Below are 26,950 nucleotides of genomic sequence, written 5' to 3'. Positions count from 1 at the left end.
GTAAGGGTTGCTAGTGTGTGAGGGGCTGCATAGTCTCATCATTAGCAATCTGTTTTAAGCAGTTGACATTGCGCATAACACAGTGAGATTACCACACTGTAACTTCGGCAAATGCCTGGGAGGGGGAGCCCTCCCTTTTTTATTGGGTTAACGCAGAAGTGGCGAAATAGATTGCTCCAGCCCGACACTTTGTAGCATCAAAGCCCCCATCAGTATAAAGAAAACACCGGCAAAAATTTTTAATGCTATTCCCCAATATGGGGACAGCTGTTTTCCTGTTAACCGCGATAAACGAATAGCTTTATCACGCATAAAATGAACAAAAATAGCAATTAAACAAATGGTTAATGCTGTACCAACCGCCATTGCTAGCGCCGCGATAACTCCCCATGCGTATACTTCAATCACATAAGAAAACAATAATACGAGAATGGCACCAGAGCAAGGGCGTGCCCCCATAGATAGAATAATCAACACTTTACTTTTAAAACTAGATTGAATTTGGTGAGATTGGATGACGTGCTGATGACCACAGTGACAAACGGGGTGTGGTGTCAATGTTTTGGGCTGGATCATTCGCTTGGTTGATTGTGTTAATGGCTTAAGGTTTTTTATCACTAGTGGTGATAATGCCCTAGAAAGGCGTGTTTGCCAGTAACGGCGTAAAGCAGTAATACATAAAAAACAGCCAAGTATTATGACAAATAAATAGCTTAATTGTTCTGCATATAAGCTGACCTGATTCAAATGTTTGGTGGATAGCTGAAATAACACTAACACGACAGAAACTAACGTAATAGCAACGACCCCTTGTAAGAGCGATGCTAATAAACTAATGATAACACTCTGTTTTAAATGAGTTCCTTGGGTCGCTATATAGGTTGTGATAATGAGCTTTCCATGGCCGGGTCCCAGAGCATGTAAAAAACCGTATAAAAAGCTAACGGCAATTAGCAAACTTCCAGCATACAGTGGGTGTGAGCTGGTTTCTTGTAGTAAATCCGATAAACCTTGGTTTAACTGTTTTTGCCAGCCAATACTCAGTTGTAACCATGTTCCCCAATAGCGATACGCTAGCCAAATGGCGAAAGCTAATAAACTAAACGAGACAATGATTAGCAAAGTTTTTGTTGCTTTGTATACAGAGGATGAGGGGGTTAAGGACATCGAATATCAACTCGCTGTGCAAACTGTTTCCCAAGCGCTAAATCTTCTTCTGGGGTATCACTTTTATCTAAAGAAAATGCGTAAGCCCGCATCGAATCAGTGATATTGGCTTCTTGTAAGTCAATATCACAATTGGCTGCTAATTCAATTGGCAGAGTAATTTGTTGTTTATTTTGATACGTCATACTGACATAAAAGCTAGGGTCATAAGTTTGTATTTTGATATGTGAATCTGCAATAGGTAGTGGCTGCATAAATGAAGCTGTAAAGAAAAATACTAATGAAAACCCCTCTTTTTCTAAATGGTAGCTGTCAGGGATACGCTTAAAGTTAACCTTTTTGTCTTGATAATAAAAATCAGTGAAATAATTTTGCATTAAAATATTAGCCATAATAATGGCTTCTTGTTGTTTCCAGCGTGGGTCATCGGGTTTAACCCCTTTCAATTCATAGGCAATATCTGCCGATGTCATCGGGTCCATCTTCCAAACATAGCTTATACCTGAGTATTTGTTTTGTTTGGTTTCAAGGGACATTTGCATCTCAATAAAACTATGAGGATGAGCTGCAACGTGTGGCGCAAAGATAGCCAGTATTAATAGATATAAAGGAAAAAAACGTCTCATAAAGATAATCTAATTAGCCAAATATAAATATGTTATAACATAACGAATGGTGGGCGGGCATTAAAAACTTTTTGTTGATGTTTTATTTACAATACCCCTGCAAATAAAGGGTTTTTTATTAACATAATAACAGCGATAATATCCACCAAGATTAAAAAGCCTCAAGCAATGAGCTGAAATCTGAATAAATAGAAAATTATCAACGAGTTAAATAGGATTAAGAACACCATGCCAGTGTTACATAACCAAATTTCAAATAAAATATTAAAAGAACGCATGTTGGCGGAAACAGAGCCACGTACCACAATTTCTTTTTATAAATATTTTAATATTCAAGACCCAGTGGCGTTTCGCAATGAATGGTATCAACAGTTTACAGCGCTGAGTGTTTTTGGGCGTGTCTACATTGCGAAAGAAGGGGTGAATGCACAAATCAGTGTGCCTGAATCTAATGTTGATGCATTGCGCGAACTGATATATTCCACTGATACCGCACTAAATAACCTGCGTTTAAATATTGCGATTGACGATGACGGTAAGTCTTTCTGGGTGTTACGCATGAAAGTACGTGATCGCGTGGTGGCAGATGGCATCGAAGATGAAACCTTTAACCCAGCGAATACAGGGCAATATCTGAAAGCTCACGAAGTGAATGAAATGATTGACGATCCAAACACGGTATTCGTTGATATGCGTAATCATTACGAATATGAAGTGGGTCGTTTTGATAATGCAATTGAAATTCCATCAGATACTTTTAGGGAACAACTGCCGATGGCAGTGGAAATGCTGCAAGAGCAAAAAGATAAAAATGTTGTCATGTATTGCACTGGGGGGATTCGCTGTGAAAAAGCCAGTGCATATATGCTGCATAATGGCTTTAAAAATGTATACCATGTTGAAGGTGGCGTTATTGAGTATGCACGTAAAGCAAAGGAACAAGGTTTACCATTACGTTTTAAAGGGAAAAACTTTGTGTTCGACAACCGTATGGGAGAGCGCATTACGGATGATACCTTAGCCCAATGCCACCAATGTGGTGCACCATGTGATACTCATACTAATTGCAGTAATGATGGCTGCCACTTGTTGTTTATCCAATGCCCTAGCTGTGCAGAAAAATACGAGGGTTGCTGTAGTGTTTCTTGTACTGAGGAAATGAAACTCCCAGAGCAAGAACAACGTGCTCGCCGTGCAGGCCGTGAAGTCAGCAATAAGATTTTTAATAAATCGCGTCATCGTTTATCAGATGGCTTATTAAATAAAGAATAACGATAATAAGAAAGCCCTTTAATTAGGGCTCTCTCTTAATATAAATATTTAAATACATTATAGATAAAAAATAATTCAATTCTGTTTTTTACAAATACTTTCGAAGTGATATGTCTTTTCTGTGAATAAACCGTGCTATTACTAATCCCTAGTTTCCTTGAGATAATATGATTAGGTGTTTCATTCATCCAGTTATTAATAATGTTTTGTTCTTTTGCAGTGAAGATGGATGAATCTATATTATTAGCGAGCTTCGTGATATGTTCTATTTGTTCGTGTTCTCGAATCACTTTATCAAGGGTTTGGGTAATAATATTTTTGGATAGAATAAAAAAGTTATCCTTTAATAACAATGGGTTGGCTGTTTGTGGGTAAGGGGCATTTATATAAATATAAAACCTAATATTATTTTTTCTATTTAATAGATCTTGTAATACTGGACAGTAATTAGAGTAATGACAATAATAAGTTAAATTAGCCAATACAATACTTGGCGTGAATTCATTTATAAACCTGATAGCTTCCTCAATACAACCTGTACTAATAAATTCTAATTTTTCATTTTTAGATAAATATTCAGTAATGCCAAGTCTAGTGTAATAACATTCATCAATAACTAATATTCGCATCGGGAACATCCTTGTTCGAAAAGAGTCTTACAATAAATGGGAATTGCTAGTGAAGTCAACCGAGGATTAATAAAAATAGTAAATAGTGTTTTTATTTACAATTGTTATTTAGTTAAAAAGGTACAAGTAGTTATATATAAATATATAACTACTTGTTTGGTGAATATTATATAAAATAAAATGGATATTAAATTCTTAAATATCCATTCATTTCCCTAGTGTGTTTTAAGATTAAGTTCGATATATTCGCCTGACTCTATCTTATCTACGCCAGCTTGAAGTATATTAATCAATTGCTTAGCAACATCAGTCGTTAGCCACATAGTTTTATCCACAATGGCATCTCCTGAGTTTTTATCTTGTTCAGGGAGGTAGTGCAAACGCAACATCATCGCATCGTAGGAATCTACTGTGCTGATGTCCCAGCCAACAACTGGGTGAGTTTGAATAACATCATCTTTTCTATTCATGAAACCTCCTAATCAAACAGCGTGATAAATAGTAAATATCTATAACTGACTAAGAGCAATGTTCTCGAAATGAAGCCACTTTTAGTATAAGGAGATTTCGCTAATAAGGAAGCAATTAAAAATTTTTTTTGTATAAATGGCAGGAAATGCACAAAAATGGTGAGTATGACTATAAAAAGTAATATAGGAAGCCCAAATAGCTTCCTATAAGTGCTAATTATTTAGAAAGTGCGATTGTCCACTGAGAGTCCTCACCTGCTAAGAAAGGGACCAGCTTGTCATTACAACAATCAATTGATTCACAAGTAATATTGGGCTCTTTAGTTAATGTAATAAACCCGTCGTTAACAGGTAAATTATAAAACTTAGGGCCATTGAGTGAACAGAATGCTTCGAAGTGTGCTAGAGCGCCAAGTTCTTCAAAAACAGTGGCATAAGCGGCTAATGCAGTTGGCGCATTAAACACGCCAGCACACCCACAAGATGATTCTTTACGTGATTGCACATGTGGAGCCGTATCGGTACCTAGGAAAAAACGGTCACAGCCTGATGCTACCGCTGAGCGTAGTGCTTCTTGGTGAACGTTACGTTTTAAAATAGGTAAGCAGAATAAATGTGGCCTGACACCACCGACTAACATGTGATTACGGTTAAACATTAAATGCTGTGGTGTCAATGTGGCTGCGGTATATTCATTTGCTTCTTGGACGTATTGGGCCGCTTCTTTGGTCGTGATATGCTCAAACACAACCTTTAATTGTGGAAACTGCGCGCGCAAAGGTAGCATAACGTGTTCTATAAACAGCGCTTCACGGTCAAAAATATCAATATGGCTAGCGGTTACTTCCCCATGAATTAGCAAGGGCATACCTGCTTGTTCCATAGCCGCTAGTACGGGATAAATCTTTTTGATATCTGAGACACCATGGCTGGAATTAGTTGTCGCATTGGCAGGATACAATTTACAAGCCGTAAATACCCCTTCATGGAAGCCTTTAATCAGCTCAACAGGGTCAGTGCTATCAGTGAGGTAACATGTCATCAAGGGGGTAAATTGGTGACCTTCTGGAACGGCTTGAATAATACGTTCACGATAAGCTTTTGCCGCTTCAATTGTCGTCACTGGGGGGACAAGATTAGGCATGACAATGGCACGGCCAAAAAATTCACTCGTATAGGGAACGACCGTTTTTAACATATCATCATCGCGAAAATGAACATGCCAATCATCAGGGCGGCGGATTGTTAGGGTAGTTACAGTTGTCATTAAACCGGCTCCATAAGGGTAGAGAGGGGTGATGAGCGGGTGCTCAAGCCGGGATAGAATGATAAAGGGAAAGTCAAAAAATAGCTATGAGAAATCACAATTAAGGTTAATGTCATAGATAGATGAGGGGGAGATTAATGTACCAAAAGCAAAAAGCCTGCTTAATGATTAAGCAGGCTTTTCTAAATGATTGGCTCCTCCAGCTGGACTTGAACCAGCGACATACGGATTAACAGTCCGCCGTTCTACCGACTGAACTATGGAGGAACTCCTTGGTACGCAGAGGATATTAGCTTTCTCTTACTGGATTGTCAAAGGAGAATATCGAAAAAAAAGTTCGTTTGGCTGTTATCTGTGCGAACTGGGGGAAGTTTGATCGAAAATGATTTGGTGACAGTAAATTGAGGTTCATGCTGATAGGTAAATGAGTTAAAAGGTAAACCTCTATCATCTGTTTGTGGCTAAATTTTAGGTTGTTATTTCAGTGACTAACTTGTGGCTAATCACTGAGTTTGTAAACACGATTTGGTCGTCAAGAGACCTAGAAGCGTTAAAGAGGGATAACTAACACGGGTTGTCGAACGCCATTTAGCAAACCGCGGGTAACAGAAGTATTAAGCCAGCTAATACGCTTTTTGCTTTGAGAGCGCTATTTATTGTCCAAGCTTGGCATCTGCGTTTAGATAGAGACCCTGCACATCAATGGTTACGACAAGCGATAAAACAAATTTTCCTTGAAAAAGAGTGAGTGAAAATATACGGGGGAATTTATAATGGGGGCTTTACGGTATATAACCAGTTTGTGTGTGGTGGGTACTCAGTAGAAATAGATAGCAAAAAGCCCGCACTAGGCGGGCTTCTTAAATTTGGCTCCTCCAGCTGGACTTGAACCAGCGACATACGGATTAACAGTCCGCCGTTCTACCGACTGAACTATGGAGGAATTGCTTTGTTCCTGAGAACGAGGCGCATATTACCCATCCTATACTCAGTTGTAAAGCATAAAAATAAAAAAAATGATTAACTGCGTGTTAAGTAAGCAACTTGATGGTTATCTACCCCAATATGCATCAAAATTCAGGAAGTTTAGATAGTCATAGATAACAGAAAGGAATAAAAGGGCGAACCATTTTTTTGCCGATAGTACTGATAAGCTATAAGTACAACGAAAGTGAAGTTATTCGTTGAACCAATAATTTGCATCAACAATGATATGAAATAAAAAAGAGAGGATAGGTATGGATAACAAAAAGCCCGCACTAGGCGGGCTTCTTAAATTTGGCTCCTCCAGCTGGACTTGAACCAGCGACATACGGATTAACAGTCCGCCGTTCTACCGACTGAACTATGGAGGAATTGCTTTGTTCCTGAGAACGAGGCGCATATTACCCATCCTATACTCAGTTGTAAAGCATAAAAATAAAAAAAATGATTAACTGCGTGTTAAGTAAGCAACTTGATGGTTATCTACCCCAATATGCATCAAAATTCAGGAAGTTTAGATAGTCATAGATAACAGAAAGGAATAAAAGGGCGAACCATTTTTTTGCCGATAGTACTGATAAGCTATAAGTACAACGAAAGTGAAGTTATTCGTTGAACCAATAATTTGCATCAACAATGATATGAAATAAAAAAGAGAGGATAGGTATGGATAACAAAAAGCCCGCACTAGGCGGGCTTCTTAAATTTGGCTCCTCCAGCTGGACTTGAACCAGCGACATACGGATTAACAGTCCGCCGTTCTACCGACTGAACTATGGAGGAATTGCTTTGTTCCTGAGAACGAGGCGCATATTACCCATCCTATACTCAGTTGTAAAGCATAAAAATAAAAAAAATGATTAACTGCGTGTTAAGTAAGCAACTTGATGGTTATCTACCCCAATATGCATCAAAATTCAGGAAGTTTAGATAGTCATAGATAACAGAAAGGAATAAAAGGGCGAACCATTTTTTTGCCGATAGTACTGATAAGCTATAAGTACAACGAAAGTGAAGTTATTCGTTGAACCAATAATTTGCATCAACAATGATATGAAATAAAAAAGAGAGGATAGGTATGGATAACAAAAAGCCCGCACTAGGCGGGCTTCTTAAATTTGGCTCCTCCAGCTGGACTTGAACCAGCGACATACGGATTAACAGTCCGCCGTTCTACCGACTGAACTATGGAGGAATTGCTTTGTTCCTGAGAACGAGGCGCATATTACCCATCCTATACTCAGTTGTAAAGCATAAAAATAAAAAAAATGATTAACTGCGTGTTAAGTAAGCAACTTGATGGTTATCTACCCCAATATGCATCAAAATTCAGGAAGTTTAGATAGTCATAGATAACAGAAAGGAATAAAAGGGCGAACCATTTTTTTGCCGATAGTACTGATAAGCTATAAGTACAACGAAAGTGAAGTTATTCGTTGAACCAATAATTTGCATCAACAATGATATGAAATAAAAAAGAGAGGATAGGTATGGATAACAAAAAGCCCGCACTAGGCGGGCTTCTTAAATTTGGCTCCTCCAGCTGGACTTGAACCAGCGACATACGGATTAACAGTCCGCCGTTCTACCGACTGAACTATGGAGGAATTGCTTTGTTCCTGAGAACGAGGCGCATATTACCCATCCTATACTCAGTTGTAAAGCATAAAAATAAAAAAAATGATTAACTGCGTGTTAAGTAAGCAACTTGATGGTTATCTACCCCAATATGCATCAAAATTCAGGAAGTTTAGATAGTCATAGATAACAGAAAGGAATAAAAGGGCGAACCATTTTTTTGCCGATAGTACTGATAAGCTATAAGTACAACGAAAGTGAAGTTATTCGTTGAACCAATAATTTGCATCAACAATGATATGAAATAAAAAAGAGAGGATAGGTATGGATAACAAAAAGCCCGCACTAGGCGGGCTTCTTAAATTTGGCTCCTCCAGCTGGACTTGAACCAGCGACATACGGATTAACAGTCCGCCGTTCTACCGACTGAACTATGGAGGAATTGCTTTGTTCCTGAGAACGAGGCGCATATTACCCATCCTATACTCAGTTGTAAAGCATAAAAATAAAAAAAATGATTAACTGCGTGTTAAGTAAGCAACTTGATGGTTATCTACCCCAATATGCATCAAAATTCAGGAAGTTTAGATAGTCATAGATAACAGAAAGGAATAAAAGGGCGAACCATTTTTTTGCCGATAGTACTGATAAGCTATAAGTACAACGAAAGTGAAGTTATTCGTTGAACCAATAATTTGCATCAACAATGATATGAAATAAAAAAGAGAGGATAGGTATGGATAACAAAAAGCCCGCACTAGGCGGGCTTCTTAAATTTGGCTCCTCCAGCTGGACTTGAACCAGCGACATACGGATTAACAGTCCGCCGTTCTACCGACTGAACTATGGAGGAATTGCTTGTTCCTGAGAACGAGGCGAATATTAACGAGATCGACTCAGGCTGTCAACGGTAAAAACACAAAAAAAATCTAATTGCTCACTCACTGTTCATTATGGCTAACTTTTACGCTAGATAATTGATAATGCATTAATTTTGTGTTGCTAATTTACCTTGTAATGGCGTAGAAACTTCAGGGAAAACGACATGATAAATATCATAAAATGAAATTTCCCCTTTCAAGGCAATTAAACGTGATATTTCTTGCTTAATGGCTTGGCTAACCTCTTTCGAATCAAGTATTTTACGCACTGCGTTATCTGAAACTGGCTCAGTGACAAACCACTCACCGTTATAGCAAACACGTAAATCTAATACGCCGATATCTTCAAAGTGATAAACGGGTTTAATATCAAAAAGTAAAACACTGGCTAAAACTAAAAATAAGACAGTAATACCGAGTGTCCAATAAGGGCCAAAATATGGCGCGTACCAAAGAATAATAGCAAGAGGGATATAAGCGGCGACCATACCGATACATAAGTAAGGGTGATTACCAAGGAACTGGCTATTAAAGTAAGGCTTACCATCACGTTTTTCGCGTTTATTGATGGCATCTAAATCTTCAATGAGTATTTGTTTGATAATATCCATGTGATAACTCTCTGTCAGATATCTATACTAGGAGAGTATCACGAGCAGATTCGATTGTTATATATCAGTTAAGAAAAATATTTACTGGGATTGTCATTGTGGTGGGCATTTCTTGATTGTCTTTTTATAAAACGGGGCTCTTTTTATTAAATTTTTTTGTAAACTATCAACCAAATGCTGTGTTTTTATTAACATTATAGCCTGTAAAAGTGACGAACTCGAAAAAATTGCACAATTTTAGCGTTTGAACATATAAAATAGTTGCTATTATCTTTAAGTCATGAGTTAATGAGTATCGGCCTGTTTAGCAGTCCTATTTGATGTATGATTACTAAGTTAGTGTGTTCTAAAGAAGAAAGTTATCACAGATAGCCTTTGACCGTGACGCTTCATCTTGGTGTTTTCCTGATTAAATAGTTGACTCTGGCCCGTATATGCCAAAAAGGCAAGTTTTTTTGATGTTATATAGGAAAAGTCAAATGTCCGACAAAATGAAAGGTCAAGTTAAGTGGTTCAACGAGTCTAAAGGCTTCGGTTTCATCACTCCTGCTGATGGTAGCAAAGACGTTTTCGTCCACTTCTCTGCCATTCAGGGCGCTGGTTTCAAAACTCTGGCTGAAGGCCAGCAAGTTGAATTCACCATTGAAAACGGTGCAAAAGGCCCAGCAGCTGCTAACGTAACTGCAATCTAAGCTTATTGCTTAACTGATTTTCTAAAGCCCGTCATTTCTAATGACGGGCTTTTTCGTTTTTATTACATTTATGATTAACATCATTTCATTGGAAACTAAGTGTTATGAATATTAATGACCGTGTTTATGTAAAAACCGATGGGCAAGAGCGCCGAGAAGGTAAAATTTTACTCATTGAACCTTTCAATGAAGGCGTCATGTATTTAATTTCATTGCCGGATTACCCAGAAGGTATTTGGTTTTTTAATGAAAAAGATGGTGATGAAGGGACTTTTGTTGTCCCAATTGAAGGGTAGAGTTTTACTTTATTTAAAATAAATTAACACTTTGTTCTTTACATCATAAATTTCCCCACCTATACTCCACCCATCTTTTACTTAGGAGATTATTACTTGGACAGTCAGAGTTGGAATAAAAACTTAATTTAACGGCAAGCCAGTAATCGTCTTTTCTTTTCGCTGCTTGCCACTAGGGCGGGCGGTGTCTGATATTTTTCATCACACACACCCTTATATTATAAACAAAGTACTCTCTGCTATTTAGTTTAGTCAGTGTATTACTGCTATGTTGAGTGTGTATCATGTTGGTATATATTTACTCTCTATTCCCTCCAGGCAATAGCCAATAATTTTTAGGGTAATTTATTTACTCAAAATATGGCTATGTGCTTTTTATTAAGCATGTAAGTCTCATTATCCAAGCTGTTTTTGGAGGAGCTACTATGCTTTTTTCTCCTGATATTTTAAATCTGCTTTCTGCAATGTGCTTTGGCGCATTAATCGGTGCTGAACGCCAATGGCGTCAACGAATGGCTGGCCTTAGAACCAATGCTTTAGTGGCTACAGGTGCTGCGGTATTTATTTTAAGTTCGGTGACAACATCACCAGATAGCCCGGGCCGTATCGCGGCGCAAGTTGTCTCAGGAATTGGTTTTCTGGGCGCAGGCGTCATTATGCGTGAAGGTATGAATATTCGTGGCTTAAATACCGCGGCAACTCTTTGGTGCTCAGCAGGGATCGGCGTGTTGTGTGGATTAGGTCAGTACTCACTCGCCTTGATGGCCACACTGTTAATTTTATGTGCCAATATTTTACTAAGGGAAGCGGCTTCGCGGATCAATAAGCAACCACAGCAGCAAGCTCTTGATGTAGAGCAGCGCTATAAAATTCGCGTTATGTGTCATCAAACCGATGAAATCCTAGTAAGAACACTTATCTTGCAAGCCATTAATGGCTTACATATTCGTTTACGGTCTTTGAGTAGCGCGGACACTTTAAAGCCTGAACAACTGGAAGTGTGTGCTGAATTTTTAGCAACACCTGCCGAGCAGAAAGAAATCGAAGCATTGGTATGCCGAATAAGCCTTGAGCAAAGTGTCAGTGCTATCAATTGGAAAGTGGCATCAGAGCTACCCGCCTGATGCTAGAAATTAACTCACTATAGGAGCCGAAATGGACGATCACCCTCCGTCATGGAGTAGAAAATGGAGCTATCTAACGGATAATTAAAAGGTTTTTATTTTGGTTAGGTAGCGTAAAAATAGGCAATTGTTGTATTAGAGACAACGCTATGACTGAAATAAGACATCAACGCAAAAGCGTTAAAGCTGCTCCTGTTCGCCAAAAATTTATTGTTGGCGAACAGGCCAGTAAAAATATTGAGCAAGTACTTAATGAATATCAAACGAATTTATTAGGTCTGACAGAAAATGAGGCGATGGATCGCCTTGTTACTGAAGGGGAAAATGAAGTTGCTCATGAAAAAGCGCCTCCTGCTTGGAAGCAATTACTCATTTCTTTTAAAAATCCATTCATATTCGTACTCATTATATTGGCAATAGTGAGTTTTTTTACTGACTATCTTATACCTGAGCGACAAGGTGATGAGACTGATTTAACTGGTGTAATAATCATTATTACAATGGTTTTGCTGAGTGGGTTACTTCGTTTTTGGCAGGAGTATCGAACTAATAAAGCTGCTGAAGCCTTGAAATCATTAGTACGTACCACTGCTACCGTATTTCGACGTGATAATAAAACAGGTCGTTCTACTCGAAAAGAAGTGCCGATCAAATGCTTAGTACCCGGTGATATTGTTTTATTATCTGCCGGTGACATGGTTCCTGCAGATTTAAAATTGGTTGAATCGAGAGACTTATTTATAAGCCAAGCTATCTTAACCGGAGAATCTATACCGGTAGAAAAATATGACACTCTAGGTGATATTTCTGCTAAAAGTTTAGAACCTGTTTCACCAACAGAAAACGAGTTATTAGAAATATCCAATATTTGTTTGATGGGGACCAATGTAACCAGTGGAACAGCGCGTGGAATTGTTGTTGCCACAGGGTCAAACACATATTTAGGGTCATTAGCTAAATCCATTGTTGGTAGTCGGGCGCAAACGTCATTCGACCGTGGTGTTAATAGTGTAAGTTGGTTACTGATCCGTTTTATGTTAGTCATGGTACCTATCGTGCTACTGATTAATGGCTTCACAAAAGGAGATTGGTTTGAAGCCACGCTATTTTCACTAGCAGTTGCTGTTGGGTTAACGCCAGAAATGTTACCGATGATCGTTAGCTCGAATCTAGCTAAAGGCGCAATAGCAATGTCAAAGCACAAAGTTATTGTCAAAAGGTTAAATGCTATTCAAAACTTTGGTGCCATGGACGTACTTTGTACTGATAAAACAGGGACGTTAACGCAAGATAAAATTATTTTAGAACACTATTTAGACAATAATGGGCAGAAAAATAGTCAAATTTTGCAATTGGGGTGGCTCAATAGTTTCCATCAAAGCGGCACTAAAAACATGATGGATCAGGCGATAATTCGCCGAGGAAGAGGGAATAGTGAAGTTGAAAAACTAAAAGCATTTCAGAAAATTGATGAATTACCGTTTGATTTTATCAGACGTAAATTATCAGTGACGGTTAGAACCCCTTCAGGAGAGGCCTTGTTAATATGCAAGGGGGCAGCCGAAGAAATGCTGGCAGTATGTCAACATTATCAGCAGGATGGACAGTCTTATTTACTTGATGAGCAGGCGAGGGCGAAAATAACTGAGCTAGTAAGTGACTATAACAGGCAAGGTTTTCGTGTGTTGTTACTTGCGACTCGTCAGTTAAATGATGCGGAAGCTAGTTTGCCCTTATCTGCACAAGCGGAGCAACAGTTGGAGTTACAAGGTATTTTAACATTCCTTGACCCAGCAAAGGAAAGCGCTATTTCTGCAATTGCTGCACTGCGTGAAAATGGGGTTACTGTTAAAGTTCTGACGGGTGATAATGCCATTATTACCGAAAAAATTTGTCATGATGTAGGGCTAAATATTAGTGAAATCATGTCAGGTTTAGAAGTTGAAGCATTATCTGATGAAGAATTAAGTCAAAAAGTAGAGCAAGTTTCTGTTTTTTGTAAATTAACGCCATTACAAAAATCGCGTATTTTAAAAAGGTTACAAGCGAACGGTCATACTGTCGGTTTCTTGGGTGATGGGATCAATGACGCTCCTGCTTTACGAGATGCCGATGTGGGGATTTCTGTTGATACTGGAACAGATATCGCCAAGGAATCAGCAGATATTATTTTGCTAGAAAAAGATTTAATGGTGTTAGAGCAGGGGGTTATTAAAGGAAGAGAGACTTTTGGTAATATTATTAAATATTTAAATATGACTGCAAGTTCAAACTTTGGTAATGTATTTTCGGTATTAATTGCCAGTGCATTTATTCCATTCCTTCCTATGCTAGCCATTCACTTGCTCGTTCAAAATTTACTGTACGATATTTCCCAACTAGCATTACCTTGGGATAAAATGGATAAAGAGTTTTTAAAACGACCTCGTAAATGGGATGCAAAAAATATTGGGCGTTTTATGATTTGGATTGGGCCAACCTCTTCAATTTTTGATATCACAACTTTCGCCTTGATGTGGTATGTGTTCCAAGCAAATAGTGTTGCCCATGAAGCGCTTTTCCAGTCAGGTTGGTTTGTTGAGGGTTTGCTCTCGCAAACATTAGTTGTCCATATGTTAAGAACACAAAAAATTCCGTTTATTCAAAGTACAGCGGCATTACCTGTATTATTAACAACAGGGCTAATTATGGCATTAGGTTTATATATTCCATTCTCTTCATTTGGTGAAATGATTGGGTTACAGCCATTACCAATAGAGTATTTCCCATGGTTAGTATTAACATTGGTGAGCTATTGTGTTGTTGCTCAATTGATGAAGCAGTTTTATATTAAACGTTTTGGGACCTGGCTATAATAGGTTGTTAAATAAGAAAAAGGGAGGGCAAGGACTGCTCTCCCTATCTTCAACTAAACCGCCGTTTTTTTTCCGATTGAAAAGTATAAAGTAACAATCTCATCATTTGCTTGGTTGAGTTTATTTTCCAGCAATGCCACAGCTTCAGAATTTGCGCAATCTTTGACTTTCTTAAAATTAATATCCGGGAAAAAAATTTCCTGAATTCTGGCATTGACTGTATCAATTACATATTTGGTTACTGCTGCGCTATTTTCATTCGACTGTTCTTTTTTAAGGGATAGATAATGTGTAATTGCTTGTTTTATCTGAGTATGCTGAGGAAGAAGCTGTTTAATAAATAGTTGCGATGCATTTGTATCAATATCAGACTCAGGAATGCCACATTTTCTCGCAACACGATGAAAAATTTCTTTTTTATCATTAGAGGTAAGAGAGACTTTTGTTTTATCTAGTTTATCCGATAATTTTGCCCTTGTTTCATCAATAGCTCTGTTAATAGTGCTATTGATTTGAATTTTTTTTCGCCTTTTTTAAATTCTTTTAATAGGGTAACCTTTTCGATTTGAGATTTCAGTTTGCTCACAATTTTGTGTTCATTTAACGTAATCGTATTATTCTCAAATTTAAGTTCTATTTTTTTACTATTAATATTTAAAGCTTCTTTGATCTTATGGCTAAATTTACTACAACCCTTTGTTATGGTAATAAATGGCTTGGGTGACTTGACAACTTGGTTTAAATGCATGCTCATTATTTTTCCTTAATGTATTAAATCATTTTAATTCTATTAAGTTAAGGGGGGATAAGCTTGCAAAAAACTATGGGAAAAGTGAATGTATAGGAAGGGATGATTTCCTAGGTAATTAAGAGAATAAAAAGAGCCGCAATAGGGCTCTTTTTGGAAAACTGACTAATCTAAATAATTCTTTATTATAGACCTAAAGCCGTTTTCATTTGTTTCATCGCATCAATACCTTGTTGGCAAGCTTTGTCTTGCTGGTCTTTAGGTAGTGCTGCAACTTGCTTTTTACCTTCTTCCAGTTGACCTTTCATTGCATCCAACTGTGCTTTTGCTTGAGGGTTTTCTGAAGCTTTAGCAATTAAGCTATCAACTTCAGCGAAGTAAGTATTACAAGTTTCAGTTGCACCAGCAACTTCACCTTTTTTCTCTTCCTCTGAACAAGCAGTGATCGTCAGTGCCAATAAACCCATACCACAAGCTAAAATTAACTTTTTCATAATCAACCTTATTAAATTTATTTATTTATATAGCAAAACGAAGTATATAAGAGATGTTTTTAATATCAAACGTAACAAATCCTAAAATAATACTTCAATAATATAGTGGTATATGCGAAAGGTTGGATAATAATATCGGGATATTTTTTATTTTAGATTGCTATTATTCTTATAGCGATAAAATCATTGTTTATCAGTGTATTGAGTTGTTGTCATGAGACATGCATTCGAAGTAAGTACTGGGTACTAAGATAAAACATTTCAAAATTTAGCGAAGAAAATGACGTTGCTTACATATTATTGGGGTAAACATATTTTGAATTGAAAAATATGCTTACCCTAATGTTACGCATATTTACTTAACTTTATGGGGTCATATAACATTTTTATATTTATTATAATACTTTGTTATATGCGGTATCTATTGATTAAAACAAGGGTCAATTGTAACTAAATGTTTACATGTGAGTGATGAATTGGCTTTATTAAATATTTTTAGAATTAATATCTGTACATTTAAGATGCAACTATAGATACGAAAAGTGAGCTGCTTCACAAATTTACGAATAAAACCTTTGTATATGTATAAGTTTGATTTTTAAATCAAATTTTCTTTGTACGAAGATGAAATTATAAGGTAAAGTCTTTGCCTTTAGGCAGTCTGAACAGCTCATGTCGCTATTTGGTAGGTTAACAATAAGTGTACAGAGTTAACGGTATTTAGGTTAATTAGGTTGACGCTAAATCAAATTCATACCAAAATTGACTCACTGTTGAAATTCGCCAAAGAGCGAAATACAAGTTAGAATGCTTCAAATAAAGGGTATTAAATTTTCTTACACTACATTCTCAGGAGGATCATTCTCCTAAAGAGAAAGTAAGAGGGCGAGATGCGGGGTTACTCGTATCACTATGCAACATAGCAGATATTCTATTAATGCTATGGGCATGTAATGTATGTAGCTTGATTTATCTAGTTACAATTTTATATTTAGACTTACACACAGGGCTTTACCATTATGTCTGCTTCTATTGTAAAGAAACGGCCTCTGAGTCGTTACATTAAAGATTTTAAACATAGTCAAACTCATTGTGCACATTGTCACAAAACTTTGGATCGTATCTCTTTGGTTTTCAACGATGACATCTTAAATAAAGAAGCTATCGCTGATATGACTGAATTGGTTGATGAAAGTACTTGGGGGGAACTACAAGGTAAATTTACTGCACTTTGCCGTTTTTGTAGTGAGATTTATTGCAATAGTAATACTGATTATTTTGATATCATGTCATTTAAACAGTATTTATTCTTACAGACTGAGATGAGCCATAGTACTGTTCGCGAATATGTTGTTCGCTTACGCCGCTTAGATGAGTTGTTATCTTCATCTAACTTTTCTATGAAAGAATTTACTGCAAGTAAGGTTCAAGAACAGTTAAGTGAAAAAATGACAGACTCTGCATTTAGTAACTATAATATTGCCTTGCGCAAGTATGAGCAGTATTTATTCTGGGAATCAGAAAAAACTCAATAACATATTGAAAATACATAAATAATAGCTATTTTCATTGTTATAATTTAATGAATTGGTGTCCGTAGGGCACCTTTTGCGTTTTTATAGTATTAACCTATTGTTATAAAATGAATTATTATTCGAAATAATGCCCCAAAATTCATTATTCTCATTTGATAAAAAATATGGAAGGCTGAATATTCAAGGGATAAGTAAATAATGAATAGCACTATAAAGTAAAGACCTAGTCTCATGTACGGTGAAACTAGGTCTTTTGTTTTTTAGCCGATGGTCATTAAGCTTGCGTTACCGCCCGCGGCTGCGGTATTGACACTTAAGGAGCGTTCATGAACAAGGCGTTCGATAAGCAAGTTTGTTTCACCTCGTTCAAATCCTTGTACTGAAATAATTGGCCCTTTACGTTGTGCAATAGCTGCGCAAACGTCTTTTAACTGATCACTATCGCCGTGATAAATCACCCCTTCAATTGGCTCCTTCGTTTCTTGCCAGTTTTTAGTTAATGAGATTGATTTTCTCACTTTTTCAGGAAGTGATTTAAACAGTTTTTGATGGAGTTCGCTTTGTGGCCATAAGGACTGACAACCGGAGGAAAGAACCGCGGCTAACTGAATCAAACAATCTTTTTCGTTGTCACTAATACACAGAATTAAACCACGTGGGCGTAAGGTATATGTATTTCTTTCGCCTGTTGGGCCTGGCAACACTCTGGTGGTTCCAGCTTGTGTATAGCGAGTAAATAATTCAATTACCGAAGGTTCAATAATATTATTTTGTTTTTCTACCCATTGGGCAAAGGACTCAAAAGATGACAGTAAATCTGCTCGAGCACTTGCATCCATAGGTAAATGATTATCTTGTCTTTCTAATGTATTTGAAACTGCGTTATCCGGTCGTTCACTTAATAAACGATAAAGGTATAATGGACCGCCAGCTTTAGGCCCTGTGCCTGATAAGCCTTCTCCACCAAACGGTTGAACGCCAACAACCGCTCCGACCATATTGCGGTTAACATATAAATTTCCGACTTTAGCCTTAGAGACAACTTGGTTAATTGTTTCGTCAATGCGAGTGTGTACACCTAGAGTTAACCCATAACCGGCTGCATTAATTTGGTCTACTAAGGCATCTAATTCATTACGGTTAAAGCGAACAACATGCAGAACAGGGCCAAAAATTTCTTTTTTCAGCTCGTTGACATTATCTAGTTCAATTAATGTCGGTTTAACATAAGTTCCTTCTGTTTGTTCTTGTTGATCGTCAGGGTTTTCGAAAGCGGCTTGGAATACGGCTTTCCCTTTACTGCGCATTTGCTGAATATGTTGTTCAATATTTTCTTTTGCTTCGCGGTCGATAACTGGGCCAATATCAGTAGAAAGGTGCTCAGGGTTAGCCATCCGGCATTCTTCCATTGCGCCTTTTAACATGCGGATTGTTCTATCGGCAACATCTTCTTGTACGCATAAAATGCGTAACGCGGAGCAGCGTTGACCCGCACTATCAAATGCAGAAGCAACTACATCAGCAATAACTTGCTCTGTTAGCGCAGAAGAATCGACAATCATAGCATTCAAGCCCCCGGTCTCTGCAATGAGCGGAGTAGGGCGACCTTGTGCATCTAAACGCCCAGCAATATTACGTTGTAGTAGCCCTGCAACCTCAGTTGAACCTGTAAACATGACACCACGAACACGCTTATCACCAACCAACTGTGCACCGATAGTTTCCCCTTTACCGGGTAAAAACTGTAATACATCTCTCGGTATTCCCGCTTGATGAAGTATTGATACAGCAATGGCACCAATTAGCGGAGTTTGTTCAGCAGGTTTGGCGAGGACAGTATTACCTGCAGCAAGGGCTGCCGCAATTTGCCCTGAAAATATCGCCAATGGGAAGTTCCAAGGACTGATACAGACAATCGGACCTAACGGTCGATGGGTATTATTATCAAAGTCATTTTTGACTTGGGTCGCATAATAATTGAGGAAATCTACCGCCTCTCTGACTTCAGCGATTGCATTATTGTAGGTTTTACCCGCTTCACGTACTAAGACATCCAATAATGGTTGCAATTGCTGTTCCATCAGATCGGCTGCGCGTAATAAGATAGCTGCACGTTCAGAAGGGGGCGTTGCGAACCAAATGGTTCCTGCTTCATCGGCAATATTTAAGGCATGTTCCGCCTCTTGCTCAGTAGTTTCACGAACTTGCCCGACAATATCTTTATTACATGCAGGGTTAATGATTGGTGTCGATTCAGGTATTGCTTGGGATGGTTGGAAATCCCCACCGAGTAGCGGCTGGGCAATTTTTTGCTGCATTGCTGCACTGAGTAGAGCGCTAGATAAAGACGCCAAGCGATGTTCATTAGAAAGGTCAAGGCCCATAGAATTTACACGATCTTGACCATATAAATCGCGAGGTAATGGGATTTTGGGGTGCGGTAGCCCAATTTGGCCTTCTGTTTTTGATAATTCAAGGATGTCTTTTACTGGGTCTGCGACTAGCTCATCCAGTGGAATAGTTGCGTCAGCAATACGGTTGACAAATGAAGTGTTCGCGCCATTTTCCAGTAATCGGCGAACTAAATAGGCAAGTAAGGTTTCATGGGTGCCAACAGGCGCATAAATTCGGCAAGGGCGATTAAGTTTACCATCAGCAACTTTGCCTACGACTTGTTCATATAAAGGTTCACCCATACCGTGGAGGCATTGGAATTCATATTGCCCTGGGTAATAGTTTTTACCTGCAATTTGGTAGATAGCCGCAAGAGTATGTGCATTGTGTGTCGCAAATTGAGGGTAAATTAAATTTGGTACAGACAATAATTTACGAGCGCAAGCCAGATAAGAGACGTCAGTATATACTTTACGAGTATAAACAGGGTAACCCTCTAAACCGTCAATTTGAGCACGTTTAATTTCACTATCCCAATAAGCCCCTTTAACCAGACGGATCATCAAACGGCGTTGGCTACGCTCAGCTAAATTGATAATAGAGTCAATGACAAAAGGGCAACGCTTTTGGTAGGCCTGAATAACAAAGCCGATACCATTCCAGCCCGCCAATTGTGGTTCAAAACAGAGTTTTTCTAATAAATCTAAAGAAATTTCTAAACGGTCAGCTTCTTCTGCATCAATATTAATACCAATATCATATTGGTGTGCTTGTAATACTAAAGACAAGAGACGTGGGTATAATTCATCTATGACGCGTGAGTATTGGGCACGGCTATAACGCGGGTGTAGCGCCGATAATTTAATCGAAATACCCGGACCTTCATAGATACCGCGTCCATTTGATGCTTTACCAATCGCGTGGATCGCTTGCTGGTAAGATACCATATAATCTTGGGCATCTTTTTCTGTTAACGCAGCTTCTCCGAGCATATCGTAAGAGTAACGGAAGCCTTTATCTTCAAGCTTGCGTGCATTCGCTAGCGCTTGAGATATTGTTTCTCCTGTTACGAATTGCTCCCCCATTAGGCGCATTGCCATATCAACACCTTTGCGGACTAAAGGCTCACCACTTTTACTAATGATCCGATTCAAAGAGGTCGATAGTTTTGCTTCGTTGTGGGTAGAAACCAACTTACCTGTAAATAAAAGGCCCCATGTTGCTGCATTAACGAACATTGAACTACTTTGGCCTAGGTGTGATTGCCAGTTACCATTACTAATTTTATCGCGGATCAGGGCGTCACGGGTTGCTTTATCTGGAATACGAAGTAGGGCTTCTGCTAGGCACATTAATGCCACACCTTCTTGAGAGGACAGGGAAAATTCCTGTAGCAAACCTTGAACTAAGCCAGAACGACCGACACCATTTTTTTGGTTACGTAATTTTTCGGCAATCGAATAGGCTAATTTATGAGCAGCTTCGGCTTGTTCTACGGGCAGTTGTGCTTGCTGTAATAACATCGGTACTGCTTGTGTTTCAGGAACCCGATAGGCAGAAGTAATTGCGGAGCGTTTTACAGATTGTGGTAAAATGTGCTCTGCAAAATCTAAGAATGGCTGATAGCTAGAGTCAACCGTTGTGTCTTCATCTGTTGATTGGTTTTCTTTTGCGTCGACATCGGCTGATAGCTCAGGAAGAAATTGGCCATTATCGAATTGTTCTAGGTAATTATAAATAGCTTGTTTGATAAGCCAATGTGATGTGCGGTCAAGACGTTGAGCGGCATTTTTAATGCGTTCACGAGTTGCTTCATCAAGTCTCACACCCATAGTTGTTGTGCTACTCATCTTAATTCCTCTAGTTCACGAGTCGGTTAAATCGAAAAGTTACATCAGAGTATCCTAATGTTGCAACTTTGTGCAACATTGTTAATCGTGGTTTCTGAGGGAAATGTGAAACACATCTGGTTTTTATATGGTGAATATTATTTGCTCAATTTATGGTTATTTATTTTGTATATATTTCATATAGTTATAACCTTTTGGTTGTTGTGGTATTAGTTAGTCATTCATTTGTAAATCCGACTTTAAATTTTAACATTTGTGATATGGATTCTATTTATGGAATAAAAAATAGTTAATTTCTTGTTAATTTAATAGGAGTCTGTCTAGGATGGAGTCGCTAAGAAATTAAAATTAGTGCAACGCAAACAATCACAGCCTATTTGGTGTTCATAGAGATAAATGAAAAAGTGCAATAAAGTGCAACACCATGAAGTGACAAGTTATCAAAGGCAATTATATAAAGATAACTAACAATTTTTAAAAATACTCAATGGAGAAAACGGATGACTGTAAGCACTCCGATGATCATTATGTTCATCGTATACATTACTGGCATGTTATTAATCGGCTACTTGGCCTATCGCTCGACCAAAAACTTTGATGATTATATTCTTGGTGGCCGAAGCTTAGGGAGTGTTGTCACCGCATTATCTGCAGGTGCTTCCGATATGAGTGGTTGGTTGCTGATGGGGTTACCTGGTGCTATTTTCTTGGCGGGTATCTCTGAAAGCTGGATAGCAATTGGTTTAAGCCTAGGGGCTTACCTTAATTGGCTATTTGTTGCTGGGCGTTTACGCGTACAAACAGAAAAGAATAACAATGCCTTAACTTTACCCGATTATTTCACTAGCCGCTTTGAGGATAATAGTAAAATTTTACGTATTATCTCCGCTGTGGTTATTTTAGTTTTCTTTACTATCTACTGTGCATCAGGCGTTGTTGCTGGCGGTTTACTGTTTGAGAGCACATTCAATATGAGCTACGAAAAAGCCATGTGGTTAGGTGCATTAGCGACAATCGCTTATACCTTTTTAGGGGGTTTTTTGGCGGTTAGTTGGACAGATACCGTTCAAGCGTCATTAATGATTTTTGCTTTGATTCTGACGCCTATCGTGGTGATCCTTTCATTAGGTGGAATTGATACTTCAATTGAAGTTATAAAAGCGAAAAACCCTGAATACCTAGATATGTTTAAAGGAATGAACTTTGTTGCCATCCTATCGTTATTAGGCTGGGGGTTAGGCTATTTTGGCCAGCCTCACATTTTAGCGCGTTTTATGGCTGCAGATTCCCATCGCACTATTCGTTCTGCACGTCGTATTAGTATGACATGGATGGTTTTATGTTTAGTGGGAACTATTGCAGTAGGTTTCTTTGGTATTGCTTATTTTGAAAACAATCCAAGCTTAGCGGGTTCAGTGTCGAATAATAGTGAACGTATTTTCATGGAGTTAACCGGAATACTGTTTAACCCATGGATAGCGGGTATCTTGTTATCTGCAATATTAGCGGCAGTAATGAGCACATTAAGTTGCCAATTGTTAGTATGTGCAAGTGCGTTAACGGAAGATTTATATAAACCATTTTTCCGGAAGAAAGCGAGCCAAAAAGAGTTGGTTTGGGTCGGGCGTGGTATGGTGTTAGTTGTTGCAGCCATCGCTATTTATATTGCTCGTGACCCAAATAATAAAGTTTTAGCGCTAGTAAGTAATGCATGGGCAGGATTTGGTGCAGCATTTGGGCCAGTAGTATTAATCTCTGTGATGTGGAAGCGGATGACTCGTACAGGCGCATTGGCAGGTATGTTGGTGGGTGCTGTAACCGTATTAGTTTGGATGAAATATAAATGGTTCGATTTATATGAAATCATCCCAGGCTTTGTGTTTGCAACAATAGCAATTATTGTTGTCAGTATGGTAACTAAAGGGCCTAGTGCGGCAGCACAAGCACGGTTTGATGAAGCGGAAGCGGAATATAAATCTCATTAATTGAGGTGTACCGATAAGATAAAAAGCCGAGTAATTTCAATTGCTCGGCTTTTTTGTTTGTCAAATCAACAGCCTAGTAATTAATGGGCAAAGGTTAATTAACTTTCCTACGTTTAGCTATTTGGTAACCAATAGCCAAAACGATAAACCAGACTGGTGTTGCAATTAAAGCCTGTCTTGTATCGTGTTGGAATGCCAGTAACACCACCATAAAGGCGAAAAAGGCTAAGCTTAACCATGACATAACAATACCCGCAGGCATTTTATAACGTGAAGATTTATGCATCTCTGGTCGTTTCTTACGGAAATTCAAATAGCTATATAAGATCATACTCCAAATAAACATAAATAGGATAGCAGACACAGTGGTAACCAATGTAAATGCATGCATGATATCAGGAATAAAGTAGATCAGAATGATGCCGAAGCTCAGGCAGATGCAAGTAAATATTAGGCCTGTTGCTGGTACAGCTTTTTTTGATAATTGGCTGAATTGTTTTGGGGCATCCCCTTCTTTAGACAGCCCAAATAACATTCGACTGGTAGAAAATACACCACTGTTGGCTGATGAAGCCGCAGAAGTTAACACCACAAAATTGACAATGCTTGCAGCAGCAGGGAGGCTGATAAGGACAAACATTTCTACAAATGGGCTTTTATCAGCCAAGATAGTTCTCCATGGCGTTACTGCCATAATAACAATCAAGGACAAAACATAAAATGCAATAATTCGGATTGGGATTGCATTAATGGCTTTTGGTAATGATTTTTCGGGATCTCGAGTTTCTGCTGCTGCCGTTCCTACTAATTCAATCCCAACGAAAGCAAAAATAGCAATTTGGAAGCCAGCAAAAAAACCGCTTATTCCCATCGGGAACATACCGCCATCATTCCAAATATTATTTAAGGATGCGATATGCCCAGTTGGTGACTGGAAGTTCATGGCGATCAACGTCCCACCTACGGCAATTAAGGCAACAATGGCAACAATTTTTATCATTGCAAACCAAAACTCTAATTCACCAAATAGCCTGACTGAAACAAGGTTTAAGGTGAGTAGGCTGATCACACAGATAAACGAGGTTACCCATTCTGGAAATTCCGGAGCCCAAAAACTAACATAGGAGGTTATGGCAATAATATCCGCTATTCCTGTGATAACCCAGCAGAACCAGTAGGTCCAACCTACAAAAAAGCCAGCCCATGGGCCAATTAAGTCAGTTGAAAAATCACTAAAAGATTTATAATCAAGGTTGGATAGCAGCAGCTCTCCCATCGCTCGCATAACGAAAAACAGCACAAAACCAATTATCATATATACGAATATGATTGATGGGCCAGCAAGTGAGATAGTTTTACCTGACCCCATAAATAGGCCGGTTCCAATTGCGCCGCCAATTGCAATAAGTTGTATATGGCGGTTACTAAGGCTACGTTTTAATTGATTACGGTCAGCATTATGCTGCTTCGGTGTTGATGTTGGATTTTCTTCCATACTGTAAAGTGTCCGTAGTGGTTTGTTATTGTTAGCCACAGTCTTTTTTTATTTTGTGGTTATGTTTGCATGAAATATTGTGACATAAATCTCAATTAGAGTAAGGAAAAGTTACCTTACTGGAACCGGAGTGATGTTTATTCGAACTATAATTATCCTAAATTTAACATTCGCAACTAAAATTTAACTTAGGTAATAAAAATAGCAGAATAGTATTGACTGTATCAATTGATGGGCGTTAAATATTTCGTATTGGGTTGTTAGCTCAGTTGGTAGAGTAGGTGACTCTTAATCATTAGGTCGGGGGTTCGAGCCCCCCACAACCCACCAATTTTTTCAATAAGTTAGGTGTTGGTTGCGTTACTTATGCGTACCATTTGGGACGTATTTGGGACGTGAGCATTAAATATTGTATCAATTTGCTTGGTGTGTTTGGCTAAGTGATCTGGTGTTAAGTGTGCATATCGTAGAACCATTTTAATGTTTTTCCACCCGAAATCCCCATGATAGATTGGGCTTGACTGCATCACCACTTATCCCGAGTACCAAAACGAAAACGGCGACGAATTAGAAAGCGAGGCCCTTGCGATATTCCAAATGGTCACTGGATTGACGTGCGTGTAAATATGCCTAGTAACTTACTCTACAATCAAAAGCAAGCTGAAGCTGAGAGACTCGCTAAGCTAGAAGCAGAGCGATTAGCGCAAGAGGAAGCTAAATGTGTTGCGGAAGAAGCGGAAAGGGCAGAGCAGGAAGCGGCAGAACAGGTAGAGCAACAATAAAAATCAATGCGCCAACGACTTAAGCTGGCGCATTGGTTTAATCAACTTATTCTATCAAAATAGAGACATTCACATGCCCTTTGTAGGAGCCCGGCTTAACATTGCCTAGAGCGCATAAATTAAAATATAACGACTTAATAAAGTTTTGGCTAGGAAGCGTTGATAACGAGTGGCTGTTTAAGTATGAAATTGCGTCAGATGAGTTAGCATTACAAACAGTATCACTTTGAGAGCTTAATGATGTGGCGATATAAGGCAAGTCTGCTACAGCATTAGCAGTGCTACTCGTTAACACCATTCCTGTGGTGCTATTTTCCACCAGTGCATTCCCGGGGGATAACGTTAAAAAGCCTTCCTTTCCGGCCTCGTTACAGTTTACCTGTATAGACGCTAGGTTACTGGCTAATTTTTTCGGTGTCGGGAAATTCTGGCTTAATTGTGTTGGAAAAGTAATATCAGTTTGTGTTATAGGGGTGACTCTGCACGCTTTGAGTGCGGTGATAGTGAAGTTATCACCGCGAGTAAATAAAACGGGTCGACTTTCACTAGTTACGCCAGAAGATGTAGCTCGCAAAGCTACCGAGTTAATAGTTGAGCGTAATTTATATGTTCCCGGTTTTAACTTACCGCCAACAGCATAAGCAGAATAACTTGATACAGTAAAGACCGATGCGTTTTGACTACCATTAATACCTGTAGGTTTAAAAAATTTTTTACTGCCACTTCTCGGGTTTATCCCCCAAGAGCTCTCTGCTTTTTGATAGGGATTATTGTAAATATAAAGTCCATTCAATGAGGTTGTTTTTGTCTTATTGAGGGTTGCGGAAACATGTTGCATTGCCCCATAATCGCGCTTAAATTGTGCATTTAAGGCTCCATTGACAGTAAGTACAATCATCGGACCTTTAGGGTCGTTTTCGTTGACAAAGGGAATACCCGTTGTGCCTATTTCAGAATAATAGGGTAACCCTGAAACGACATTGCGTTCAGTGATGCTAAGTCCATAATAATCAGTATTGGCTTCAAGCGTCGTGATTGTTATAAGGTAGGCTGTAGTTACTGCAACAGGAGGAACAACCTCTCCTAAATATCCAGTTGCACCAACCGGCACTTTTAATTCAATGGCATGACTCTGTGTGGATAGGGTTAATAAGGTGCTGAGCAAGAGTAATGTTTTTTTCATATTCGTTATACCTGCTGTAGAAAGTCAATATA

The 26,950-nt window shown here is 38.5% G+C and carries 19 protein-coding genes, 9 tRNA genes and 1 pseudogene; 9 read left to right on the top strand and 20 right to left on the bottom strand.

What is annotated here, in order from left to right; genetic code table 11:
- Positions 1 to 147 precede the first annotated feature (147 nt).
- Positions 148 to 1,167, bottom strand: coding sequence for a nickel/cobalt transporter (locus ACIPUA_RS07905; RefSeq protein ID WP_131680687.1), 1,020 nt, complete (start codon positions 1,165 to 1,167; stop codon positions 148 to 150).
- Positions 1,158 to 1,793 carry a DUF1007 family protein gene (locus ACIPUA_RS07900; RefSeq protein WP_042847966.1) on the bottom strand — a complete coding sequence of 212 codons (636 nt, stop codon included), beginning with the start codon at positions 1,791 to 1,793 and terminating at the stop codon, positions 1,158 to 1,160. Before ACIPUA_RS07900 ends, ACIPUA_RS07905 begins: the two co-directional genes overlap by 10 nt.
- Positions 1,794 to 2,021: 228 nt before the next feature.
- On the opposite strand from ACIPUA_RS07900, the gene trhO reads away from it, so the two are divergent.
- A complete protein-coding gene (trhO, locus tag ACIPUA_RS07895; RefSeq protein ID WP_042847962.1) occupies positions 2,022 to 3,065 on the top strand; it encodes an oxygen-dependent tRNA uridine(34) hydroxylase TrhO in 1,044 nt (347 codons plus the stop codon).
- Positions 3,066 to 3,100: 35 nt separating this feature from the next.
- On the opposite strand, the gene ACIPUA_RS07890 is transcribed toward trhO, so the two are convergent.
- The 12 genes from ACIPUA_RS07890 to ACIPUA_RS07835 all read right to left on the bottom strand — a co-directional run bounded on the left by ACIPUA_RS07890 (position 3,101) and on the right by ACIPUA_RS07835 (position 9,485).
- Positions 3,101 to 3,694, bottom strand: a complete 594-nt coding sequence (locus tag ACIPUA_RS07890) for a LuxR C-terminal-related transcriptional regulator (RefSeq protein WP_449059532.1) — start codon at positions 3,692 to 3,694, stop codon at positions 3,101 to 3,103.
- A 215-nt stretch (positions 3,695 to 3,909) separates the two neighbouring features.
- Complete coding sequence (gene bssS / locus ACIPUA_RS07885) at positions 3,910 to 4,164, bottom strand: biofilm formation regulator BssS (protein ID WP_042847959.1); 255 nt, start codon at positions 4,162 to 4,164, stop codon at positions 3,910 to 3,912.
- A 217-nt stretch (positions 4,165 to 4,381) separates the two neighbouring features.
- On the bottom strand, positions 4,382 to 5,431 hold the full coding sequence (gene pyrC, locus ACIPUA_RS07880; protein WP_071547923.1) for a dihydroorotase: 1,050 nt from the start codon (positions 5,429 to 5,431) through the stop codon (positions 4,382 to 4,384).
- A 191-nt stretch (positions 5,432 to 5,622) separates the two neighbouring features.
- A tRNA-Asn gene (locus ACIPUA_RS07875) sits at positions 5,623 to 5,698 on the bottom strand.
- Between the two features lie 600 nt (positions 5,699 to 6,298).
- Positions 6,299 to 6,374: transfer RNA gene (locus ACIPUA_RS07870), tRNA-Asn, on the bottom strand.
- Positions 6,375 to 6,710: 336 nt separating this feature from the next.
- Positions 6,711 to 6,786 (bottom strand) — tRNA-Asn (locus ACIPUA_RS07865).
- Positions 6,787 to 7,122: 336 nt separating this feature from the next.
- Positions 7,123 to 7,198, bottom strand: a tRNA-Asn gene (locus ACIPUA_RS07860).
- A 336-nt stretch (positions 7,199 to 7,534) separates the two neighbouring features.
- Positions 7,535 to 7,610 (bottom strand) — tRNA-Asn (locus tag ACIPUA_RS07855).
- 336 nt (positions 7,611 to 7,946) lie between these two features.
- Positions 7,947 to 8,022, bottom strand: a tRNA-Asn gene (locus tag ACIPUA_RS07850).
- Positions 8,023 to 8,358: 336 nt separating this feature from the next.
- Positions 8,359 to 8,434, bottom strand: a tRNA-Asn gene (locus tag ACIPUA_RS07845).
- A gap of 336 nt (positions 8,435 to 8,770) precedes the next feature.
- A tRNA-Asn gene (locus ACIPUA_RS07840) sits at positions 8,771 to 8,846 on the bottom strand.
- A 135-nt stretch (positions 8,847 to 8,981) separates the two neighbouring features.
- Entirely contained in the window at positions 8,982 to 9,485 is a 504-nt protein-coding gene (locus ACIPUA_RS07835; protein WP_042847955.1) for a YlaC family protein, read from the bottom strand.
- Between the two features lie 479 nt (positions 9,486 to 9,964).
- Here ACIPUA_RS07835 and cspE point away from each other — a divergent pair, with 479 nt between their 5' ends.
- From cspE to mgtA, 4 genes are all read left to right on the top strand, one after another.
- Positions 9,965 to 10,177 carry a transcription antiterminator/RNA stability regulator CspE gene (gene cspE, locus ACIPUA_RS07830; protein WP_008911725.1) on the top strand — a complete coding sequence of 71 codons (213 nt, stop codon included), beginning with the start codon at positions 9,965 to 9,967 and terminating at the stop codon, positions 10,175 to 10,177.
- A 104-nt stretch (positions 10,178 to 10,281) separates the two neighbouring features.
- Positions 10,282 to 10,473: a protein DsrB gene (dsrB, locus tag ACIPUA_RS07825; RefSeq protein ID WP_042847951.1), complete on the top strand. Its 192-nt coding sequence runs from the start codon at positions 10,282 to 10,284 to the stop codon at positions 10,471 to 10,473.
- 425 nt (positions 10,474 to 10,898) lie between these two features.
- Positions 10,899 to 11,597: an MgtC family protein gene (locus ACIPUA_RS07820; RefSeq protein WP_042847948.1), complete on the top strand. Its 699-nt coding sequence runs from the start codon at positions 10,899 to 10,901 to the stop codon at positions 11,595 to 11,597.
- Positions 11,598 to 11,746: 149 nt separating this feature from the next.
- On the top strand, positions 11,747 to 14,452 hold the full coding sequence (mgtA, locus tag ACIPUA_RS07815; RefSeq protein ID WP_071547924.1) for a magnesium-translocating P-type ATPase: 2,706 nt from the start codon (positions 11,747 to 11,749) through the stop codon (positions 14,450 to 14,452).
- A 451-nt stretch (positions 14,453 to 14,903) separates the two neighbouring features.
- Here the strand turns inward: mgtA and ACIPUA_RS07810 are convergent, their stop codons facing one another.
- Together ACIPUA_RS07810 and ACIPUA_RS07805 are read right to left on the bottom strand one after the other, a co-directional pair.
- On the bottom strand, positions 14,904 to 15,206 hold the full coding sequence (locus ACIPUA_RS07810) for a hypothetical protein (RefSeq protein WP_042847943.1): 303 nt from the start codon (positions 15,204 to 15,206) through the stop codon (positions 14,904 to 14,906).
- A gap of 179 nt (positions 15,207 to 15,385) precedes the next feature.
- Positions 15,386 to 15,694, bottom strand: coding sequence for a DUF5339 domain-containing protein (locus tag ACIPUA_RS07805; protein ID WP_042847942.1), 309 nt, complete (start codon positions 15,692 to 15,694; stop codon positions 15,386 to 15,388).
- A 1,019-nt stretch (positions 15,695 to 16,713) separates the two neighbouring features.
- On the opposite strand from ACIPUA_RS07805, the gene fliZ reads away from it, so the two are divergent.
- Positions 16,714 to 17,229 carry a flagella biosynthesis regulatory protein FliZ gene (gene fliZ / locus ACIPUA_RS07800; RefSeq protein WP_042847941.1) on the top strand — a complete coding sequence of 172 codons (516 nt, stop codon included), beginning with the start codon at positions 16,714 to 16,716 and terminating at the stop codon, positions 17,227 to 17,229.
- 260 nt (positions 17,230 to 17,489) lie between these two features.
- On the opposite strand, the gene putA is transcribed toward fliZ, so the two are convergent.
- Positions 17,490 to 21,473 carry a trifunctional transcriptional regulator/proline dehydrogenase/L-glutamate gamma-semialdehyde dehydrogenase gene (gene putA, locus ACIPUA_RS07795; RefSeq protein ID WP_042847940.1) on the bottom strand — a complete coding sequence of 1,328 codons (3,984 nt, stop codon included), beginning with the start codon at positions 21,471 to 21,473 and terminating at the stop codon, positions 17,490 to 17,492.
- A gap of 500 nt (positions 21,474 to 21,973) precedes the next feature.
- Between putA and putP the strand changes: the two genes are divergently transcribed.
- Positions 21,974 to 23,458: a sodium/proline symporter PutP gene (putP, locus tag ACIPUA_RS07790; protein ID WP_042847939.1), complete on the top strand. Its 1,485-nt coding sequence runs from the start codon at positions 21,974 to 21,976 to the stop codon at positions 23,456 to 23,458.
- Positions 23,459 to 23,552: 94 nt separating this feature from the next.
- On the opposite strand, the gene cycA is transcribed toward putP, so the two are convergent.
- Positions 23,553 to 24,953 (bottom strand): D-serine/D-alanine/glycine transporter, encoded by a 1,401-nt coding sequence (cycA, locus tag ACIPUA_RS07785; protein ID WP_042847937.1) that lies wholly within the window; start codon positions 24,951 to 24,953, stop codon positions 23,553 to 23,555.
- Between the two features lie 254 nt (positions 24,954 to 25,207).
- Between cycA and ACIPUA_RS07780 the strand changes: the two genes are divergently transcribed.
- A tRNA-Lys gene (locus tag ACIPUA_RS07780) sits at positions 25,208 to 25,283 on the top strand.
- Positions 25,284 to 25,297: 14 nt separating this feature from the next.
- On the opposite strand, the pseudogene ACIPUA_RS07775 reads toward ACIPUA_RS07780, so the two are convergent.
- A pseudogene (locus ACIPUA_RS07775) lies at positions 25,298 to 25,447 on the bottom strand (integrase); the annotation flags it as partial.
- A gap of 27 nt (positions 25,448 to 25,474) precedes the next feature.
- On the opposite strand from ACIPUA_RS07775, the gene ACIPUA_RS07770 reads away from it, so the two are divergent.
- Entirely contained in the window at positions 25,475 to 25,735 is a 261-nt protein-coding gene (locus ACIPUA_RS07770; protein ID WP_449059545.1) for a phage tail fiber protein, read from the top strand.
- 46 nt (positions 25,736 to 25,781) lie between these two features.
- Here ACIPUA_RS07770 and ACIPUA_RS07765 read toward each other — a convergent pair whose 3' ends face one another.
- The gene (locus ACIPUA_RS07765) at positions 25,782 to 26,918 is read right to left on the bottom strand and encodes a hypothetical protein (protein WP_449059531.1); all 1,137 of its coding nucleotides are present in this window, start codon (positions 26,916 to 26,918) and stop codon (positions 25,782 to 25,784) included.
- Positions 26,919 to 26,950: the final 32 nt, after the last annotated feature.

Source organism: Providencia sp. AGC89 (assembly GCF_053543535.1).
The sequence above is the reverse complement of the archived record's forward strand: the minus strand, read 5'-3'. Positions and strand labels throughout refer to the sequence as shown.